A 20084-nucleotide genomic window follows, 5' to 3' on the forward strand; every position below is an offset into this window, starting at 1 on the left:
AATGCCGCCTGGCATTAAGCCCTTTTTGAATATCAATGTTCATTACCTTTTGTCTTCATATCCAAAAATACAGCAAGTATGATAATCAGTCCTTTTACGATATCCTGATAGAAAGAATCAATATTTAAAAGATTCATAGAATTACTGATAAGTCCAATAATAAGGAAACCCAAAATCGTACCTCTAAGTGTTCCTATGCCACCTGTCATACTTGTGCCTCCTATGGCAACAGAAGCAATCGCATCTAATTCATATCCATCCCCCGCCCCAGGTTGTCCAGAGCTAATTCTTGCAGAAAGCATCAGCCCTACAATCCCGCAGCAAAAACCCGACAGTAGATATACCAACATCTCCATCTTTCGTGTCTTAACACCGGAAAGCCTCGCCGCATTCTTATTTCCGCCAATCGCAAATACATATCTTCCAAATGTCGTAGTATTCAAAATGATCAGCGCCAAGACGCAGATAACTATAAGGATAATGACTAACATTGGAATTCCTGCTACTTTTCCCTGTCCGATAAACAAAAAATTCTGTTCCTTAATGATATAAGGCTTTCCATCGGAATATACCATTGCAAATCCACGGCAGATACTCATAGTAGCAAGGGTCGCTATAAACGGTTGGAATCCTATATAAGCAACTAAATATCCATTAACGAGTCCAAAGACGCATGCAGCTCCAACTCCTATCAGGCAAGTCAACGCCGTATTCATACCTCCCTCCAGAAGAGAACCACATATAACGCTTGTTACCGCAACCAAAGAACCTACGGAAAGATCGATACCACCCGTTAAAATTACAAATGTCATTCCCACTGCTAGTACTCCGTTAATAGAAATCTGCCTTAAAATGTTTGTTATATTATTTGCCGTCAGAAATGTAGGTGATAAAAAGCTCATTATAATAGCAATGAGCAGTACAACAGCCGCTAGTCCAAATTCTCTGATGATTTTTCCAATATCTCTTTTTTGCGTCATTTATCTTCTCCTCCCAATGCTAATTTCAAAATGGTCTGTTGAGAAACCGCTTCTTCTCCTTCCAATTCTCCCGTGATCCGTCCTCCCGACATAACAATCACTCTGTCACTCATACCGATCAACTCCGGCATTTCTGACGATATCATAATGATTCCCATCCCTTGCTCTGCAAGCCGTACCATGATCTCATAAATCGCCATTTTTGCTCCTATGTCAATACCGCGGGTAGGTTCATCCATAATCAGAACTTTCGGCTCTGCCAGCAGGCATTTTGCTAAAACGACTTTCTGTTGGTTTCCTCCCGACAAACTCGATACAGCATCGCTTATTCCATTCATTTTCGTCTTCATCTGTTGTGTAACATCTGTACAGAGCTTCTTTTCTTTTTTCTTATCAAGAAATGAAAGCCGGCTTATTTTATCCATATTTTGGATGGATATATTTTCTTTTATATTTCTACATAAAAGAAGTCCCAGTTCCTTCCTGTCTTCCGGAGCCATGATAATATGGTTTTTCTTTGCATCCTTTGGATGCCGGATTCGGATTTTTTTTCCTTCCATATAAACTTCCCCTGAATCCAGTCTGTCATATCCTACGAGTGCACGCATAACTTCACTTCTTCCAGCTCCTACTAAACCGGCCATACCCACAATTTCTCCAGCATGGACTTTTAAATTTATATTCTCAAACACACCCTTACGGTTAAAATTTTTCAACTCGAGAAGAACCGGCCCTTTATCTGCTTTTGTATGTGGATATCCGTTCCCCAATTCACGTCCCACCATCATATTGACAAGTGTCTCTCCTGAGGTCTCTGAAACCCTCTCACATCCAATAAATTTGCCGTCTCGCAGAACAGACACTCTATCAGCTAATTTAAATACCTCTTCCATCCTATGGGAAATATAAATGATCCCAACACTGTTCTTTTTCAACATATCTAGTATTTTGTAAAGAATCTCTGTCTCTTTTTCAGATAAAGAAGAGGTCGGCTCGTCCATGATTATCACTTTTGAATGATAAGATACGGACTTAATGATTTCCATCATCTGAATTTGTGCTATATTCAAGTTTTTCATCTTCATATTTGGCCTTATGTACTGTGAAAGCTTATATTCATCCAACAAGGCTTGCGTTCGTTTATTTAATTCCTTTTTATCCACAAAAGGAAGCCCTTTTACTTTCTTTTGTTCTCTTCCCAGAAATACGTTCTCCGCTACTGTCATCTCGGGAATCGGGCTTAGTTCCTGATGAATCATAGAAATTCCCGCTTCTAAAGCCTCTTTAGGTCTTCTAAATTCTCTTTCCTTTCCATCGAAATATAATGTTCCACTGTCCTTTGTATAAATCCCCATAATGATTTTCATCAATGTTGATTTTCCTGCTCCGTTTTCTCCCATCAGCGCATGAATCTCTCCCGGCATGACAGACAATTCTATTCCTTCTAGCACTTTCACCCCGGAAAACGATTTACTGATCCCTCTCGTCTGTAAAATATATCTTTCTTCTGCCACAAGCTTCACCTCCCCAGATTATTATTGTGTTTTTAAATCTGGATTTTCCGAGAAATGTTTTAATATCACAATCGGATCTGTATCAGAATCATTGATAATAGTCACGCCTTCCTTTGCCGCACTTTCACTCACAAAATATTCATCATGTGTCAGTTCTCCATATCGTATCAATGCTGGTGATTCAATCTGCCATTTTCCAAACTTTCCATGTCCCTCCAGACAGATCAGTCCATATGGCGCCGCATCCTTGATCGTTACAGACCTTCCAGGAAGAACCGTCAGGCGCTTTGCACTGACAATCGGGCATTTATAACAAATCCACTCCTCCATGTAACCGTCTTCGACCATCTCTTTTACTGGCCGTACCGGAATGGGTTTCATAAAATGATGCTCATGGAACGAAGGGTCTATATTTTTCTCCCAGTCAATCACATCCAAAAGATATTCGTAATTTCCCAACTCTTCTTCCGGTGTATTTTTCCAAAGCAACTCATTTTCTACTGTCTGTCCATTCAATAAAACGGATTGGTACATTGCATATACGTCTGACGCAAACTGTGGTTCATATGTACAAAGACTCCCAGGTGCATGCATTACTCCCGGTGGAACATCAAATCCTGTATCTAACTGCAACTTGTAAGCAAAAGAAAGTCCCAATATATCATTATCGCCTTTCGAAAAATTTTTCAAAGCTTCCAGCACTTGTTCTTTTGTCGTCTCTGGATGGAACCCAAAGAAAGTAAAAGGAAATTCTCCTCCATGATTGTTCAGTTGTGAGGGAAAAAAGTACATCTCTGGCTTTCCTTGTGCGCCTACTCTTTTTGCATGTTCATCTCTATGGTGTATGTGATGTGGAAGTGGTCCCGCGTTATCAAAAAATTTTGAAAACATCGCCCAGCCATGATATTTATTCCAAAGTGCATCACCTAATACCTCTGCGCCCAAGATTTCTATAAGATCCCGCAAAAGAATTCTTTCTGTTCCCTTTTCACCTACTACTACATAACTTAACCCTTCGTCTTCCGGTGTATCCGGTCCGTTTTCTGCCCATGTAGTAGAAGAAAACCACCGTTCATCTATCCCTCCTCTTTTTCCCAGAATAAAATAATCATCCGGATGCAATTTTATTCTTTTTCCTGGACGACAGAAAGAACGTGGTACCCATGTAGGTGCTAGCCTTAAAATCCCTGCTCCTTCTTGCATAGCTTTTTCTGCAATGTTTTTTTTCTCCATTTCCATCCTCCTTCAGAAAAACGTTTTTCTACAGAATCAAAAAAAACGTTTCGAAAAATTAATATTTTATTTTCTATGTTTTTTATCATATCTTCAAGCAATACTATTGTCAATATTTTCAACAATAACATTTTTATTTTCGTGGATTTTACTGTATATTTTGTATATTTTTTGTGCACAATACACAGTTACCCCCCCCCCTGTATATTTTCGCTCTTTTCAAAAAAACGTTTTTTGTAATATTAAAAAATATAGTTTAAAACTTTACTAAAAGCTTTAAACCATATTTCACACAATCTTAACATACGCTTTACCAATCTGATAAAATCCAGTCTTCCGGAGCATCTGCCACGGTGGATTTGCGGACAACGAGTCTGCTTTCCATTTTGATCCCAACCGCTTCTTTTTCCCACGGCGTATGCCCTTCAATGCGCCCTAGCAGCAACTCTGCTGCCTTCACCCCTGCATGAAATTTTCTGATGTGGATAGTAGATATCGCCGGCTCCATAACACTAGACACAAACACATCATCATATCCAATCACTTTAATTTCTTCCGGAACCTTTTTCCGATATTCCTTAAGTAATTTCAAAGCACCTACCGCCATTTGATCATTCGCACAAAACACCCCGTCTATATCAGGTACATTATCCAGAAGCTGCTTCATTCCTTTATAACCGCTTTGGTGAGAATAATTGCCATATACGATCTGTTCTTCCAATCCTTCAGCCATTCCATAGTCTCTAAGAATATCTTTATAACTTTCTGTACGTTCCGCTGCTATCTCTATATTCATTGGTCCTGCAATATGCCCTATCTTTCTGCAGCCACAATCAATCAAATGTGTAACTGCTCTTCTAGCATTTTCGTAGCTGTCAAAGTAAACTGAATCAATTCCAAATGTGCTCATATTTCTTTCGACGCTGACAAGCGGTATCCTTTTATCTTCCTGTGACATCCTCAGCAATCTTGCACAGTAATTCTTTCGTTTCTCTGTAGGGACAAGTGTTACAAAAATAATTCCATCTACACGGTTAGATAGCAGATTTTTAAAAATTTCTTTTTCTCTGTCCAACGCTTTTATATCGCCGTATTCTCCCGCTGCATCACATACGATCATCTGGTATCCGGCTTTTTCGAGTACAGAAGCCGCCCCCTTAATAACATAAGGATAAAAAATACCACATAAATCTTCTGTTATAATTCCTATTATTCCTGATTTATTGCTTTTCATACTTCTGGCAATTGGATTGACTTCATAGTTCAACTCTTCTACCGCTTCTTCTACTTTTTTTACAAGATCAGGACTTACAAATTTTGTCTTATTTAAAACATTTGAAACGGTAGATATAGATACTCCTGCACGCCTTGCCACATCTTTAATATTACTACTCATCTTCCACCCGTTATCGTGGCAACTGCCACTGCCTTTTCTTACTTCTGTCCATAATAAGCATTTGGCCCATGCTTCCTGTAATAATGCTTGTCCTGCAGCTCCTGCGGCGCTGGTTTTACATCTGGATTTATCAGTTCTGTCTGTGCCGCCATCTTTGCCACCTCTTCTAAAACAACCGCATTATGTACCGCCTCGTGTGCGTCCTTTCCCCAAGTAAACACTCCGTGATTCTTACACAGAACCGCCGGCATCGCCATATATTCTTTTTCTTTGAAATAATCTACGATTAAGACACCTGTATTCTTTTCGTATGCCTCGTCTATTTCTTCCTTTGTCAGATTCCTTACACAGGGGATTTCTCCATACATATAATCTGCATGTGTCGTTCCATAACATGGGATGCCTCTTCCTGCCTGTGCCCAGCTTGTCCCCCAGGGCGAATGTGTATGTACGATTCCAGTCACTTTTGGCAGCCCTCTGTAAATTTCCAAATGCGTCGGGGTATCGGAGGACGGATTGTATTTCCCTTCGATCTTATTTCCCTCCAAATCCATCACTACCATATCTTCCGGCTTCAGTTTATCGTACTCTACTCCACTTGGTTTAATTACAAAATATCCCGTCTTTCTGTCAATCTCACTGACATTGCCCCATGTAAAAGTCACAAGCTGATATTTAGGCAAAAGCATATTCGCCTCATATACCCTCTGTTTTAATTCTTCCAGCATAATTTTTCTCTCCTTTTCTATCGCTCTTTGTATCCTTGTTTCTCTAAAACATTATTCCTGTCTGTCCAAAATGGCACACATCTTTTGATTGGACTGCGCCAAATCCTGCTTCCAGTTTTCCCCGCCCAGATACCAGAATTCTGTCACATACTTGCGTATTCCCATTTTCCAGGCCTTGTCAATGATTTCTGCAAACGGCACGTGCCCCTGTCCATACAGCAGGTCTCGGAAAACCCCTGGTTTTGTCTCTTTTAAATGCATTGCCGCCATATGTCCTCTTCCCGTTTCTATGTCATCTAATACATTTTTTCCATAAGAAACGGCTGCATTCATAATATTTCCGCAGTCTGGATAGACATTCAGATATGGCGACTCATTTGCCTTTACATATGCCATAGCCTTTTCGACCGTATTCATAAATTCTGTCTCCATCGTCTCAAATCCCATCACAATTCCAAGACTGGAGGCCATCTGTACCGCTTTTGTAAGATTTTCTGCAAAACGTTTTCTCGTTGCTTCACTGCCTTCCTCATAGTAAACATCATATCCGGCGAGCTGAATGATACGGATCCCTAAGTCGTCCGCAAGCTCAAGTGCCTTCTCCATAATCTCCATACCGCGTCTGACTGTCTGCTCATCATTGCTTCCAAGGGGATATTTCCGGTGTCCGCTTAAACACATCGTACGGACAGGTATGCCCACTTCATACATGGTCTTTACTAATTCCAAGCGTTCTTCTTTCGTCCAGTTCAGCCGCGCGAGTTTTTCATCCGTCTCGTCAATGCTGATTTCCACAAAATCATATCCTGCCTCTTTTGCTGCCTTAAGCTTCTCTTTCCACGTCAGAGTGGAAGGCATTGCCTTTTCATAAAGTCCTATCGTATACCTTTTCATAGACTGACACTCCATTCTCTCTTACTTACACCATCTTTTAAGCCCAACGGTGTCCAACATAAATATATACTTTTTTTCAAAATTCTTCAATTAATTCTTAAAATACTTCCATGCAGAATTGAGTCCGTCGATAACCGCCCTGTACCGCTGATACTTCTTGGCATAAATCAAGGCATATTCTGCACGCGGATAAATTGTTTTGCTTATCTTTACGGTTCGTTCTATTGCAGTCTTATAATCCGGATAAATTCCTGCTGCAATCCCCGCTGCCATCGCTGCTCCCTGTGCACCCAGTTCCTTATCTTCTATGACATCTATCGGAATCTGAAGAACATCCGCAAAGATCTGCACCCATACATCAGAATTTGCGGCCCCTCCTGACAGACGGATCGATTTCGGTTTTTCTCTATTCACAAGAAGCTTCTGCACATGTGTATAGTGGGAAAACACAATGCCCTCATATACTGCCCGCAGCATATACTGCTTGTTGTGGTAAGCTGTCAGCCCTACAAAGGTACCCTTAGCCAGAGGATCTTCATTAGAGCCATTTAAGAACGGAAGAAATACAATATCACTGTCCGAAGGAGCGATCGCTTCTACCCATTTATTTGTAATATCATAGACAGATTTCCCGCTTTCTTTTGCTTCCGCTTTCTCATAGGACATTAAGTTTCGGATAAACCACTCCATATTTCCCGCAGAAGTAGGACTGCTCTCCTCTACCAGATAATACCCTGGTATACAGAACATAGAATTCAGTGCGACGGTTCCGTTTGTCACCGGACTCTTCCGTATAAATTCGTTGATGCTCCATGTTCCCGCCACCATACACATCTGTTCCTCGTCCGACAAACCTGAAGCAATTCCACAAGCGTTGACATCAAACATCCCTGCCGCTACAGGGATACCTTCCGGCAGCCCCGTCTTTTCTGCCGCTTCTTTTGTCACATATCCACATATATCAGAGGAATATCTAAGCGGAGGCAGTTTATCGTACACATCTTCCAGACCAAAATATCCCAGCAATTCCTTATCATAAGCCTGCGTTGTCAAATTCACAAAATTTGCTCCGGAAAAATCTGTATACTCTGCATATGCTTCTCCAGTCAGCATGTAACGGATATAATCTTTTACGGCAAAAATATATTTCGTATTGTCAAGCACCTCTGGTTTATTGTCCTTCAGCCAGGCGAGAATGCTGACTGGCTGGCACGCCAAAATATCCTGAAAGGATTTCTTGTAAACTTTCTCTTTCGTCCCGTCTTTTTCCCACTTCTCTACATACTCCCAGGCGCGGGCATCTGTAGAAATGATACCGTTATATGCAGGACGTCCATCTTTTCCAACCAGATAAAGCCCCTTGCCATGTCCTGAGAAAGACACGCCGGCGATGTCTGTCGGATCAATCCCACTTTTCTCAATCGCCGTACGCACCGCCTCTACATTTACATTCCATAGCTCGTCCATATCTCTCTCTGTATAACCCGACTTGGGAGTAAGTGTAACCGTCGGCACACTTGCCACAGAAATCTGCGTACCCTCCTCATCAAACAGCGCAGCTTTGGAAAAAGTTCCTCCGTTGTCGATTCCTATTAAGTATCTCATACCTCCACACCTCCAAAAAACGTTTTTCTATTATATCTAATGTATCATGCTATCCTATAAATGTAAATATAAATCAAAAACAGTAATTCTGTTGACTTTCCGCCACTTAGCTTTTAAACTCTTAAGCTGACTGCCGGACTTTGAAACTATTATAACATGAAATCCGGAATGATACACAAAAGATTAAAATATCCCAAAGCCCTGCCTTTGGGCGGCATTTATATTTCTAAAGTGCCGGGAAAGGAACAAAAGCATGAAAAAATTTATTGAAGAATTTAAAGCCTTCGCGCTGCGCGGCAACATGATGGATATGGCTGTCGGTGTTATTATCGGAGGTGCGTTCTCCGGAATTGTAACGTCTCTTACTGACAATTTTATTAATCCTGTCTTAAACCTTGTAACCGGAGGGAAAGTATACTCTCTTCAGGATTGGGCTGGATTCGCTTCCGCATTCTTATCCTCACTTGTAAATTTCTTAATTATGGCGTTTGTCTTGTTCTGCCTTCTCAAAGCCATAAACAAATTAATGGCATTTGGGAAAAAACCAGAAGTGCCTGCTGCTCCAACTACAAAGGTATGTCCCTTCTGTAAAACAGAAATTGCACTGGAGGCAACAAGGTGCCCTCACTGTACTTCTACACTGGAGGAAACAAAAGCCTAATCAAGTATAGGGAAATAAGAAGTCCAAAACAAAGTGGGCAAGCCCCTCAATCTTGAGGGGCTTGCCCACTTTGCGCGCCGCCGCAATACCGCAAAGCGGTAAAATTTCCTTATTGCGGCGTGTGCATACTGCCCGAAGGGCTTTTATATTATTTTTGCTTCCACAGAACAGGGGCTTTTAAAATTCCTGTCTTTTTGAGCTGATATTCATAAGACCAGCTGTCCAGAGTTGTTCTCCACGCATTTGGATCAAAATAGATTTCCTGTTCATCACAGTCGTGAATCGCACCGAATGTATTGACGCGGTTTCCGTAACTTACAATTTCTATAAGATGTTGTCCTGGTTGTTTTGTCTCAAAAGCCACCCTGTATGGAGCTTTAAAAATTTCTCCTGCTTCTTTTCCATCCACTCTTACTTTTAGAAGCGGTGCGCGGAATTTTGAAACCTCCAGCACATAACTGCCCGACTCTAACTCTACCTCTGTTTTATATACTGCATTTCCGCCATAGAACGACATTCCTTGTTCTGTAAGGCTGCCCCAGAAAAAGTTCTCTCTCTCTTTTTCCAGAACTGCACAGCTTCCTGTCACCTGAACCAAAAAATCTCCTAAAAGATACATGGATTCCAGGTTGACCTTCCCTGTAAACGCTACCTCCAACTTCAATTCATGGAGCCCTTCTTTTAAGTCTGGAAGTGCTATTGTGTGAATACACGGATCTACAAAATATCCTGTTTCTTTCTTTGAGATTTCTTCTTTGTCCAGCCAAATTCGGGATTCCTCTAATGCCTCCAACCCAAGCTGTATGTCTTTTACCGCATCTTGGCAAAAAATCTCATATTGAAGCATAATTTTATACGGTTTTTCTTCCTTTTTCTGCGTCCATGGCTGAGCCAGCGCTGCTCTTCTAAGCGGCAGATGAAGCAGTGTGCGAAGCCGATTGTCCGCCCTTAGAATCTCCTCCGGGCCTTCTAACGTCTTCCCGTCAAAGCAGTATCGCGGCATATCCAGCACAAGAACATTCGGCTCTTCTCTTTCTATCTTTACCGGACTGGCAAATAAGTCCTTTGCCTCCCATTCTTTTCGTTCTGTCGTATAATAGGTTTTTTCTTTTCTGTTTTCAGATCCTCTGTAAATATCCCCACTGGTGCTCGTTGTCGTTTCTGCTTCTTCTACGGGTTCCAGATACAGCAGAAGACTATCATGCCCAAAGAAACGGCGGAAAAGCACTGTCTTATCTCTGCAAACTTCTGTTTCCACCTTTTGATTATCTCCAGTCATTGTGTCAAACTCTGTCACTTTCCATCTTCCGACAAGTTCTATTTTCACATCATCCGGCAAGATCAAGTCCGGATTGTCCTGCGCGCGCCCATTTGCAATAAACAACCAGCGTCCGTTTTCCTCCTGCCTCATCTGATACAGATATTTTTCTGTTCTCTCGCCGTTCCAATTCTTCTTGTGATTCGGCTTTTTCAAGTGTTTTTCTCCATGAAAACGTATATCCAGCAGGCGATATGGTTCCAGCTCTGTAAGAAGCTCCAGTTTGGAAAATCCGATTTGCGTACAGCGTGAAGCAAATTCTTCTCCTGCTATACTTCTGCATGCATCAATGTACTGCGGTGCTTTTCCCATGAATACGATCTTTTTCCCTGCTTTCTTCATCTTCTTTAAGATTGAGAGCGTAGTCCCGCGCAGGGTCAGACAGCCTGGAACAACAATCGCGTCATATTCCATTTTCCCTACCTTACGCCCGTCCCATTCTTCTGGAAGAAGGCTTTCTGATATATAGTCGAAATCCAGATTATTAAACAAAAGCCATTCCGTCACATCCGCAAATCTTCTGTCTAGCTCCTGCCGCTTCTGTCCTGTCTGCTGGTTCGGCCCAAACAGCAGCCAGCAGGATTCCACCGGATGAATGACGCCGATTTTCACAAACGGTGTTCCTCTTCTAAGCGCTGTATTTACCCTTGCAAAATGTGTCTCTATTTTCCCATATTCCTTATACCATGGGGACTGGAAGCCGATTGCCGCCGGATAGTCTCTTTTTGCCTCCCCGCCCATGCTCATCCAGTTTAGATGATGTACGCGGTGTGTAATCCCCAGAGCCGCCTGCCAGTCTCCCTGCAACTTATGCCTGCGGAAATCAAAATCCCAGTTTGTAACGCCATACAACTCGCTTGCCACGCCGTCTTTCTCATACTGATGACACACGCTTTCCGCCTGTTTCGCGGTTGTATACTCCCGCGCATCACAAAGCATGTCAATTCCCGGGAGAGAAAAGCCTCTTAAGCTTCTCATAACCTCTCCCAACGCCTGCGTCTGAGATTGCAGTGTGGGTTCTTCCATCATATGACCTGCAAGCCGGATCCCATTTTCTTTACACCAATTCCCAACCTGATCGGAAAATGCTTCTGCAAACCTCTCTGTCACATGATCGTGATACCAGTAACGGTATTTAGATACCTCTTCGTTTGGAAGCTCCCACAAAAGCTCCGGAATGTGATCCAGCAGATCCTCTCCATAGGCTTTTTTATAGCTTTCTGCGAAGTCCTCTGTAAAAGGCAGCATCACCTCTTCTTCCGATTCTGCCGTTCCTAAGGACTTCTTTCTGCCAAACTGTGGTTCGTCTGTAAAGATAGATGGAATCGTCTGCCCAAACTCTTCTCCAACCACTTTTTTATACGCTTCATGTGTTACCTCTATAAAATACCGGATCGCTTCTGGATTTAAGGAATCTACATAAGACTGGTTATTAAACCAGGGACTATCATGTGCAATTTCCAGATATACATACCATATTTTAGCGCCAGGGCAAGCTTTTGCATTTTCATCACATCTCTCATAAGAAGCAAGTGTCCCGTCTGTATTCAATCTCACATAATATGCTGCAAGAAAACGCCCGTTCCCCTGCGGAGAGGAGGAGGCCATGGAGTCTGTGCTCCTGTGATTATACGTTTTCGTCCCTTTCTTGTATGTGGTAATCAGTATATTTCTGCTGCGGTACTGCGGATGCACTGTCACTTTTCCCCCGCCATAGCCGGATGGCCACCGATCCTCGTCGTACAGGCAGCTGTACAAATCCTTCTCTTTCGCAATCTGCACCGCCTTTTTTACGCACTCCATATACTCTTTTCCCATATACTCTGTATCGAGCCCTACGCGGGTATGCATATAAAATCCGCCCATTCCCATTTCCCGAAACTGCTCTATCTGCTTTTCCAGGCAATCTGCATCCAGTTTTGTATTCCAGGACCAAAAAGGAGTGCCCCTGAATTCTTTCCCTGGATTTTTAAAGGCTTCTTCAAATTCCTGAAACATACTTGTCTTTTCCATCTTTGTCTCTCCTCCATATAAGTAATGCCGCGCCTCTTTCCAGGCACGGCATGCTTTCTTAACCCTTTACAGCGCCTGCGGTAATGGAACGCACGAATGTTTTCTGTGCGAACAGATAAATAATGACAAACACCATCGCGCTGACAGTAAGTGCTGCAAATACCGGAGTATATCCGATCGTCGCAATCTTATCTCTGATAACGGCAATGCCGACAGACAATGTGTATTTTGATGTATCGCTGATGGATACCAACGCCCACATGTACTCGTTCCATGCATTCATTCCTCCTAAGATAGCCAATGTCACCAGCATTGGTTTTACAAGAGGCACCATGATCTTCCACAGAATACGGAAGGTTCCGCAGCCGTCAATTTTTGCAGATTCTATAATTTCATCAGGAATATTGTCCATATACCCTTTGATCAGAATCAGGCCCAGCGGTGCAAATCCCTGGTAATACGGGAATACAATCGCTGCAAGTGTATTCTGGATGCCTAAGTCTACCACCTGCAAATACATAGGAAGAAGAATGATCGGTGTCGGAATCAGCATGTTGATCAAGATCATATAGTAAAAGAACTTCTTGAACTTCATTTTCAGCTTGGAAAATGCGTATCCGAGGCAGGTTACCAAAACCAAATCTACCACAAGGGTTGCCCCCGTATTGATCACTGTATTTTTTAAATACACTGCGAGATTCGCTTCCTCAAACGCCGTAATAAAATTATCAAAATTTAAGGAGGTAGGCAAAGACCAAATGCTCTGCAGGAACTGTCCTTCTGTCTTAAATGACTGGATAATTACCCAGAGCAGAGGATAAACGGAAATCAATGCTACCAGCAGCATAATGATAAAGGTAATGATCGAAGTTCCGCCCTGATCTTCGTTTCCTTTTTTCCTGTTCCATCTCTTGCTTATGCTTTTACTCATTGTTCTTTCCACCTGCCTTTTTTACCACTTGTAAAAGAATCGTAATTCCAATCATAACAACCATCATAATAATGGATGCCGCTGTTGCAGGGCCGAATTTCTGTGACTGGAATGCATTAGAATATACATAGGACGTCAGCACATCTGACGCTCCTCCCGGTCCTCCCTGTGTCATTACCCATACCATATCGAATGCACGCAGGTCGTTCGTAACTGTCAGGATTCCCAATGTTACAAAGGTAGGAATCATATGTGGTATAATGATATAGCGCAGTCTCTGTAATTGAGAAGCTCCGTCCATCTCCGCCGCCTCCAGCTGGTCTTTCGGCAGCGTCATAATGTTCGCATAGCAGATCAGCATGTTAAACGGTATCGTTCTCCATATCCATGTCACGATAATAGCGGGCAAAGCGGTTCCTACCTGCGACAGCCACGGCTGGGCAAGATTGCCAAGACCGATCATTTCCAAGATCTGATTCAATGGCCCAATTGTCGGATCGTAGATAATTCTCCATATACATCCAATGACAACCATTGATATCAGATAAGGAATAAACAATGCTGTGTTAAAAAACCGTTTCAGACGTATTCCTTTAAATAGTATGTATGCAAGAATAAACCCGATTGTAATGGAAAAAAGCAAATCACATGCAATCAGTTTAAATGTATTTCCAAACGCACGGTAGAACTGTTCATCCTGCAAAACCTTTACATAATTATCCAGTCCTACAAAATTTCTTAATTCTCCATATCCTTTATATTTATAGAGACTGATGCGGAATGCGTTTGCGAACGGAATAAACAAAAAAATAATCAATATGGCTATGGTAGGAAGAATTAATATATAAGCCGGTATGCTTTCTTTTAATTCCTGTAAAAGCCCTGCCTTTTTTTTCGTTTTCACCATGCTCCCTCCTTCTCTTTGCACTGCACTGTATTCTTTCTTACTTGATTTTTGACAGAAAAAGGGCGGCTAACTTCCTGATAAGCCGCCCCTGTCCTGCCTTTTCTTATTCTTTATCTTCCAGATAGGTATTGTATATATCCTGAAGCTCTGTAGTCATATCCTCCAGGCTCACCTGTCCAAGCAGATAATTTGGAATCAAGTCTTCCTGGAACGCTGTCTTAATTTCTGTTGATACAGTTACCGGCACAAATGTCTCTGGACAGAAGCCATTTTCTGCCGCTGCATTGTAACCTGCAAGAATTTCATCCAGAGCCGGATCGCGCTCTACATTTACGAGTCCGGAGCTGGAATATTTCAGTCCTTCATCTGTTGTAAAGTTTGTCTTAGATGTCAGATATTGTACCAGCTTCACTGCTGCGTCCGGGTTCTCTGTATCTGCACTTACAGCAAAAATATTACTTGCTCCGCCCAGTGTTCTTGAAGGCAGCCCGTCAATTCCCGGCAGTACGTATGTGCCAAGCTCCATTGTATCCGGCGCATTGTCCATGATGTATTCCAATTTGTCAGGAGCGATTAAAACCTGTGCCAGTTCTCCCTGCAGGAATAACTGTGCTGTAGTATCCAGATCGGATGTCATAAAGTTTTCTGGAAGGTATCCCTTGTCCCAAATCTCTTTATATGTCTCCAATCCTTTTTGTACGGATTCAGACTGGAATGTCATTTCACCATTTTCAAAGGATTTGCCTTCTTCTTCAATCTCATCGCGGCAGAACTGATCCCAGAATAATCTCGGAAGCCAGTCGATACAAGTATTGGACTGTACAGACAGCGGTGTGTATCCAGCCTCTTTGAGCGCCTCACAGTTTGCCATGAACGCATCCCATGTCTCTGGTACAGACAAGCCCAGCTTTTCATACATTGCCTTGTCATACATTACCGCAACGGTTGTCATCGTAAACGGCACACCGTAATCGTAGGAGTCCATCTCTCCGCAGCCGCTTTGTACGATAGACTGTAGGTTTTCAAGCAGCGCCGGCACATATGTATCTCTCCATGTCGCATCGCCTTCATAGTTGTCTCCATCCAGATATTCAGAAATATCAAGCAAAAGTCCTTCATTAATCTGGTCACAGTAATAGCCTGCCTGTGTCCAGAACACATCCGGCACTTCATTAGAAGATGCAAGCGCTGCAAATTTTGCAGAATAGTTTCCGGAATCCACATAGTCAAAATCTACTTCAATGTCTGGATTTTCCTTCTCAAATGCCTCAATCATGTCCTCATCTACCAGTTCCATTGCAGATAAGAAACGAATTTTTGTTTTTCCGTCTTCTGTTTTTGAATCGCTTCCGCTTCCTGATCCACAGCCGGCAAGCAGCCCGCCGATCATAGTCGCTGCAAGCAATACGGAAATCACTTTCTTTTTCATGTTTTTCCTCTCCTTTTCTACTTACGTCTTTTTTGATGGTCTTATTGTAACACAGGGTAAGTGGACTTTTTTTAGCACCTATGGTATACTTTTCTTAGATTTTTGGAAGGAGGTATATCTGTGAAATTACGTCAAAAGCTATTTCTGATTCTGTTGTTCATGGCGCTCCTTCCTACACTCTGCATCACTGCTGTTTCCTATTATCGCTATGAAAAGACCTCACAGCAACAAATGAAGGAATATTCTGCCAATCTCTTTTCCAAAGCAGTGCAGCAGGCAAATGCTTCCCTTACGGAGCTGGAAAACGCAACAAATCTATTTGCGTCCTACTCCTCCGGCGACTATTCTCTGACACAGAATTTACGTCCTTTCGCGAATGCCGATAAAGAACCGGATGACTTAACTGTGTATAAAACCCAGCAGAACATCCGGTATCTATGCCAAAATATTATCAATACCTATGATTTCATTTACGGTATTTATATCTTTACGCCCTCCGGCGTGAAATTCACCTATGAAAACACGCAAAACGACCGTTTGAATTATGGCTATACTCCGGAAGATTCCACATGGTATGAACGAACTATGGAAAATTCCGGTCAGCTCTATATCAGTGAGATCGGTTCCCATGAAGATATATTTTACGGTGGAACAGACAGCTTTTTTATTTCTAAAAGTCTTTATGATATTTATGCTTCTAAAAATCTGGGTGTGCTTCTCATCAACTGTGATCCTGCAATTTTTGACTTAAGCTCACTGAACACAATTCCAGATGTTACCTCCATAACGATTGCGGATACAGAATATGAACAGGTAGTCTATTCCACACTGCCTGTTAAAAAGGAGGGTGCGCCTTCTTTCCAGGATATTGAAAAGAATGCTGCCTATTCTGCAAGATTATCTCCTGATTCCCTGACGCTCTACACGTCCGTAGATTACACGAAGCTTTACCGCGAATTCAACACTACGGGGATCCTTCTGCTTTCTATCAGTGTCGTCTTTATTTTTATCGGTATTGTACTTGCCCTTTACTTCTCAAAGACAGTCACAAAGCCGATCGAACATTTAAGCCGGAAAATGTCGCGGCAAAGCGGCACACACCTGTCCAGCAGTACTTTGTATCTGGATCGTACGGATGAAATCGGCGTTCTCTATAATGAATATAACTCTATGATCGAACAGCTGGACGACGCAATTAAGACAAACTATCAAAATAAGCTGATTTCTCTGGATGCACAGATGAAGTCCTTAGAAGCGCGGATCAATTCCCACTTCCTATTTAATACGCTGGAGGCAATCAACAGTATCGCCAGCATAGAAGGAAGCGAACAAATTATGACAATGGCAATGTCTCTTGGCAATATGTTCCGCTATGCAATCAAAACACAAAGCGAACTGGTAACGCTTCAGGAGGAAATCGACCATGTAATGGACTACATCTCCATTCAGTCTATCCGATTCAGCCATCGTTTCCGTTTCTGTCTGCATATACCGGATTCAATGCGCCATTTAAAGGTGCTGAAATTGATCTTACAGCCGATCGTAGAAAATTCCTTTTCTCACGGTCTTAAGAACTGCCAGTTCGGACACCAGATTTATATATACGGATTTTTAAAGGACACCTATTTCCTTATCTATGTTGTAGATGACGGAAAAGGAATGACTCCCGAGCAGCTTTCCGAATTAAACAGCTCTCTTATGGAGGAACCAGAATTTAAAGAGCTTGGGCACCGTACAAACCAAAGCATTGGATTAAAAAACATCAATACCCGAATTGAATTATACTACGGTAAAGGCTACGGACTTACTGCACAAAGTAAGCCAGACAAGGGAACTCTCATGCAGATAAAGCTTCCTTTGCTGGACAAGCCAAATTCCCCGCAGTAAAATACATCACCAAAGCGAGTGATTTTCATAAAGGAGACAAACGAATGTATCGTTATATTATCGTAGACGACGAACCACTCATTCGTCAGGGAACCATTAAAAAATTAGAGCCTCTCTCCGACAAGATCGCCTGTATCGGTGAGGCCGACAATGGAGCCCAAGCTGTAGAGCTCGTAGAAAACTTATCCCCTGATTTCGTAATTTTAGATATGGAAATGCCTGTTATGGACGGTACTGCCCTTCTTTCTTATTTATCCGAAAATCATCCCGCCTTGCAGTTAATCGTCATCAGCGGTTATAAAAGCTTTGATTACATCAAGCATGCCATATCCGCAAACGTCATTGATTACATATTAAAGCCCTTTACAGGTGAACAGATCCAGCAGACCGTACTTCAAGCGCTTTCTCGTTTAGAAGCCTCCGAATCTATCAGCGCAAAGCTGCGTCTGAGCGAGGAGCAAAAGGAAATCGCCTGCTACGAACATGACAGTCAGCTTCTGCAAAATTTGATCCTGGGGTATGCCGTATCCGATACGGATATTAGTTCCCAGAAGCTTTTCTTTCTTACGCAGTCGACTCGCCTGTGTCTCGCAGTCGTGTATGCGGCCGTACCGCTTGCAGATTTCCGTCTGCAGCAACAAATAACGGAATTAGGATTTTCCGAGATGGCCGTCTATCTGCCGCATCCGACGAATACACAGCTTGGTTTTTTCATCCTTGCTCTGCCGAACGATACAGCTTTTACTCCCCAGTCATTTTATACAAAATTCACACAAGAGATCATTTCCTATCTACATACCTATAATGCTGTGTCTTACTGGGGAATCAGCAGTACTATCACCGCAATCAGTCAGTTGTATACAGCGTACGAGCATGCCTGCATCGCACTTAATTCCATGTCCCTTGCACAGAATTCCTCCCAGTACTATCTCTGGCACGCCGGCTTAGGAACAGATATACAGGAAATACAATGGGAGAAAAAAGAAGAATTTCTCTTCCGCGTTGAGGCGGGGATGACAAAGGAAGTATGCAGCCTTCTTACCTCCTTAAAGGACGATTATCAGAGTACGGATGGGCTCTCTCTTGCAGATGTCAAATATCATTATCATCAGCTTACGCAGGATTGCCTTATGATTTTAAAACAGTACCTGAATCAAAGCACGCCTTCGCAGAGCATGCAAAATATTGTAAAGGAAATGTTTACAATTGAAGAGCTTCACCAGTACTATAAACAATTTTTCAGTAATCTTTCCGAAATGCTCAAGCCACAGAGTGTATATGCCGTCGAGGATACGATTCAGAGAGTGAAAATCTATATACAGCGCAACTACCAGAAAAATCTGACAATTGAGTTTCTCGCCTCTCTGTTTTATATGAACAGCAGTTACTTAAGTCACCTGTTTCGTAAAACGACCGGTGAAAAATTTGTACAGTATCTAAATTCTGTACGCATTGAAAAAGCCAAGCACCTGCTTGCCACCACAGACCGCAAGTTGTATCAGATTGCCAAGACGGTAGGATACGATAACAATAAATATTTCTTCCGAGTATTTAAAAAATGGGAAGGAATGACACCAGAGCAATACCGTCAGTCCTTCCAATGAAAAAATGCTTCCACTGTTTCCTCGTACTTTTTTCTGTCTGCCAGATAGCTTCCACAGTGAGCAGCTCCTCCCACCAGCAGGAGCTGTTTTTTTGCTCTACAGGCTGTATAATTTTCTTCTGACATCTTATACGGCACAAAAGAATCTGCTGTTCCATGTATAAATAAAACCGGAACTTTACAGTGTTTCACTGCCTCTTTGGGAGAACACTCTTTTAAGTCATACCCAGCTTTTTTCCGAAACAGTCTGTTTAGAGAATACATCACCGGAAACTCTCTGATTTTCATTTTCTGCTTTCCGTAATTCAGAATCATATCGTAGGCAGAAGAAAAGCCGCAGTCCGCGATCACCCCTTTCACAAAATGGGGCAGCCGTTCTCCTGAAGCCATCAATACAGTGGCCGCCCCCATAGATACTCCATATAGATACACCGGAATATCTATACTCTCGTTTCTGTCTATCCATTTCAGCCATTCCAGACAATCCTTGCGCTCCTGTATTCCAAATCCCATATACTCCCCTTCGCTTCTTCCCTGCGCTCTCTGCTCTGTGATAAGAATACTACATTCTATATCATACAGCCACCTTAATACAGCTCCGAAGTCATGCTGCCAGGAGCCTCTCCAGCCATGAAAAAGTACGATCATTCTTTTAGGCTTCTTTGGCTTTATCAGTCGCCCTCTTAGACGCAAACCATCAAAGCTGATAATTTCCAGCTCCTTGCAGTGCTGTTTCCTTGCCCACTGTATCCCTTCTATAATTTCGGGCGCCCAGCGATTTTTCTCCTCTGTCTGCGTCTGAAAAATATGAGATTTCCTCCCTGCTGCCATATTAAAAAATATACGTACCGCCGCAATATATGCACCGGCAGCACCGAATACGCCTGCCAAAATTCCTTTTCTTATGTTTTTCAATCTTTCACTTCCTTTTTTATGCATACTGCCAGTATAACAAAAACGATTTGCTATAGACAGCCCATTTTCT

At 42.4% G+C, this 20084-nt stretch carries 15 protein-coding genes; 3 read left to right on the forward strand and 12 right to left on the reverse strand.

The window, feature by feature from the left end; all coding sequences use genetic code 11:
- Window positions 1-32: 32 nt before the first annotated feature.
- The 7 genes from ACZ5C4_RS14595 to ACZ5C4_RS14625 form a co-directional block, all read right to left on the reverse strand.
- Window positions 33-980 carry an ABC transporter permease gene (locus tag ACZ5C4_RS14595; RefSeq protein WP_464521654.1) on the reverse strand — a complete coding sequence of 316 codons (948 nt, stop codon included), beginning with the start codon at window positions 978-980 and terminating at the stop codon, window positions 33-35.
- A complete protein-coding gene (locus ACZ5C4_RS14600) occupies window positions 977-2494 on the reverse strand; it encodes a sugar ABC transporter ATP-binding protein (protein WP_464521655.1) in 1518 nt (505 codons plus the stop codon). The genes ACZ5C4_RS14595 and ACZ5C4_RS14600 overlap by 4 nt, the downstream gene beginning before the upstream one ends.
- Window positions 2495-2515: 21 nt before the next feature.
- The gene (locus ACZ5C4_RS14605; RefSeq protein WP_464521656.1) at window positions 2516-3727 is read right to left on the reverse strand and encodes a hypothetical protein; all 1212 of its coding nucleotides are present in this window, start codon (window positions 3725-3727) and stop codon (window positions 2516-2518) included.
- A 310-nt stretch (window positions 3728-4037) separates the two neighbouring features.
- Entirely contained in the window at window positions 4038-5123 is a 1086-nt protein-coding gene (locus ACZ5C4_RS14610; protein WP_464521657.1) for a LacI family DNA-binding transcriptional regulator, read from the reverse strand.
- Between the two features lie 38 nt (window positions 5124-5161).
- Window positions 5162-5851, reverse strand: coding sequence for an L-ribulose-5-phosphate 4-epimerase (locus ACZ5C4_RS14615; protein WP_464521658.1), 690 nt, complete (start codon window positions 5849-5851; stop codon window positions 5162-5164).
- A gap of 51 nt (window positions 5852-5902) precedes the next feature.
- Window positions 5903-6745 carry an L-ribulose-5-phosphate 3-epimerase gene (locus ACZ5C4_RS14620; protein WP_464521659.1) on the reverse strand — a complete coding sequence of 281 codons (843 nt, stop codon included), beginning with the start codon at window positions 6743-6745 and terminating at the stop codon, window positions 5903-5905.
- A gap of 90 nt (window positions 6746-6835) precedes the next feature.
- Window positions 6836-8350, reverse strand: a complete 1515-nt coding sequence (locus ACZ5C4_RS14625; protein ID WP_464521660.1) for an FGGY-family carbohydrate kinase — start codon at window positions 8348-8350, stop codon at window positions 6836-6838.
- Window positions 8351-8603: 253 nt separating this feature from the next.
- Between ACZ5C4_RS14625 and mscL the strand changes: the two genes are divergently transcribed.
- Window positions 8604-9011: a large conductance mechanosensitive channel protein MscL gene (gene mscL / locus ACZ5C4_RS14630; RefSeq protein ID WP_464521661.1), complete on the forward strand. Its 408-nt coding sequence runs from the start codon at window positions 8604-8606 to the stop codon at window positions 9009-9011.
- Between the two features lie 148 nt (window positions 9012-9159).
- Here the strand turns inward: mscL and ACZ5C4_RS14635 are convergent, their stop codons facing one another.
- From ACZ5C4_RS14635 to ACZ5C4_RS14650, 4 genes are all read right to left on the reverse strand, one after another.
- A complete protein-coding gene (locus tag ACZ5C4_RS14635) occupies window positions 9160-12342 on the reverse strand; it encodes a hypothetical protein (RefSeq protein ID WP_464521662.1) in 3183 nt (1060 codons plus the stop codon).
- Between the two features lie 58 nt (window positions 12343-12400).
- Complete coding sequence (locus ACZ5C4_RS14640; protein WP_186877006.1) at window positions 12401-13273, reverse strand: carbohydrate ABC transporter permease; 873 nt, start codon at window positions 13271-13273, stop codon at window positions 12401-12403.
- Window positions 13266-14180, reverse strand: a complete 915-nt coding sequence (locus ACZ5C4_RS14645) for a carbohydrate ABC transporter permease (protein WP_186877007.1) — start codon at window positions 14178-14180, stop codon at window positions 13266-13268. The genes ACZ5C4_RS14640 and ACZ5C4_RS14645 overlap by 8 nt, the downstream gene beginning before the upstream one ends.
- Before the next feature lie 103 nt (window positions 14181-14283).
- On the reverse strand, window positions 14284-15609 hold the full coding sequence (locus ACZ5C4_RS14650; protein WP_464521663.1) for an ABC transporter substrate-binding protein: 1326 nt from the start codon (window positions 15607-15609) through the stop codon (window positions 14284-14286).
- 120 nt (window positions 15610-15729) lie between these two features.
- On the opposite strand from ACZ5C4_RS14650, the gene ACZ5C4_RS14655 reads away from it, so the two are divergent.
- Both ACZ5C4_RS14655 and ACZ5C4_RS14660 read left to right on the forward strand, forming a co-directional pair.
- Entirely contained in the window at window positions 15730-17496 is a 1767-nt protein-coding gene (locus ACZ5C4_RS14655) for a histidine kinase (RefSeq protein WP_464521664.1), read from the forward strand.
- Window positions 17497-17540: 44 nt separating this feature from the next.
- On the forward strand, window positions 17541-19100 hold the full coding sequence (locus tag ACZ5C4_RS14660; protein ID WP_464521665.1) for a response regulator transcription factor: 1560 nt from the start codon (window positions 17541-17543) through the stop codon (window positions 19098-19100).
- Here the strand turns inward: ACZ5C4_RS14660 and ACZ5C4_RS14665 are convergent.
- Window positions 19085-20014 carry an alpha/beta hydrolase gene (locus tag ACZ5C4_RS14665; RefSeq protein ID WP_464521666.1) on the reverse strand — a complete coding sequence of 310 codons (930 nt, stop codon included), beginning with the start codon at window positions 20012-20014 and terminating at the stop codon, window positions 19085-19087. The genes ACZ5C4_RS14660 and ACZ5C4_RS14665 overlap by 16 nt on opposite strands.
- Window positions 20015-20084: the final 70 nt, after the last annotated feature.

The organism is Mediterraneibacter flintii, assembly GCF_055387595.1.

Bases quoted from the DNA above. Each gene is read 5' to 3' on its own strand.
- ACZ5C4_RS14610 (WP_464521657.1), bottom strand. From the start codon at position 5,123: ATGAGTAGTAATATTAAAGATGTGGCAAGGCGTGCAGGAGTATCTATA.
- ACZ5C4_RS14620 (WP_464521659.1), bottom strand. From the start codon at position 6,745: ATGAAAAGGTATACGATAGGACTTTATGAAAAGGCAATGCCTTCCACT.
- ACZ5C4_RS14635 (WP_464521662.1), bottom strand. From the start codon at position 12,342: ATGGAAAAGACAAGTATGTTTCAGGAATTTGAAGAAGCCTTTAAAAAT.
- ACZ5C4_RS14615 (WP_464521658.1), bottom strand. From the start codon at position 5,851: ATGCTGGAAGAATTAAAACAGAGGGTATATGAGGCGAATATGCTTTTG.
- ACZ5C4_RS14605 (WP_464521656.1), bottom strand. From the start codon at position 3,727: ATGGAGAAAAAAAACATTGCAGAAAAAGCTATGCAAGAAGGAGCAGGG.
- ACZ5C4_RS14645 (WP_186877007.1), bottom strand. From the start codon at position 14,180: ATGGTGAAAACGAAAAAAAAGGCAGGGCTTTTACAGGAATTAAAAGAA.
- ACZ5C4_RS14625 (WP_464521660.1), bottom strand. From the start codon at position 8,350: ATGAGATACTTAATAGGAATCGACAACGGAGGAACTTTTTCCAAAGCT.
- ACZ5C4_RS14650 (WP_464521663.1), bottom strand. From the start codon at position 15,609: ATGAAAAAGAAAGTGATTTCCGTATTGCTTGCAGCGACTATGATCGGC.
- mscL (WP_464521661.1), top strand. From the start codon at position 8,604: ATGAAAAAATTTATTGAAGAATTTAAAGCCTTCGCGCTGCGCGGCAAC.
- ACZ5C4_RS14640 (WP_186877006.1), bottom strand. From the start codon at position 13,273: ATGAGTAAAAGCATAAGCAAGAGATGGAACAGGAAAAAAGGAAACGAA.
- ACZ5C4_RS14660 (WP_464521665.1), top strand. From the start codon at position 17,541: ATGTATCGTTATATTATCGTAGACGACGAACCACTCATTCGTCAGGGA.
- ACZ5C4_RS14595 (WP_464521654.1), bottom strand. From the start codon at position 980: ATGACGCAAAAAAGAGATATTGGAAAAATCATCAGAGAATTTGGACTA.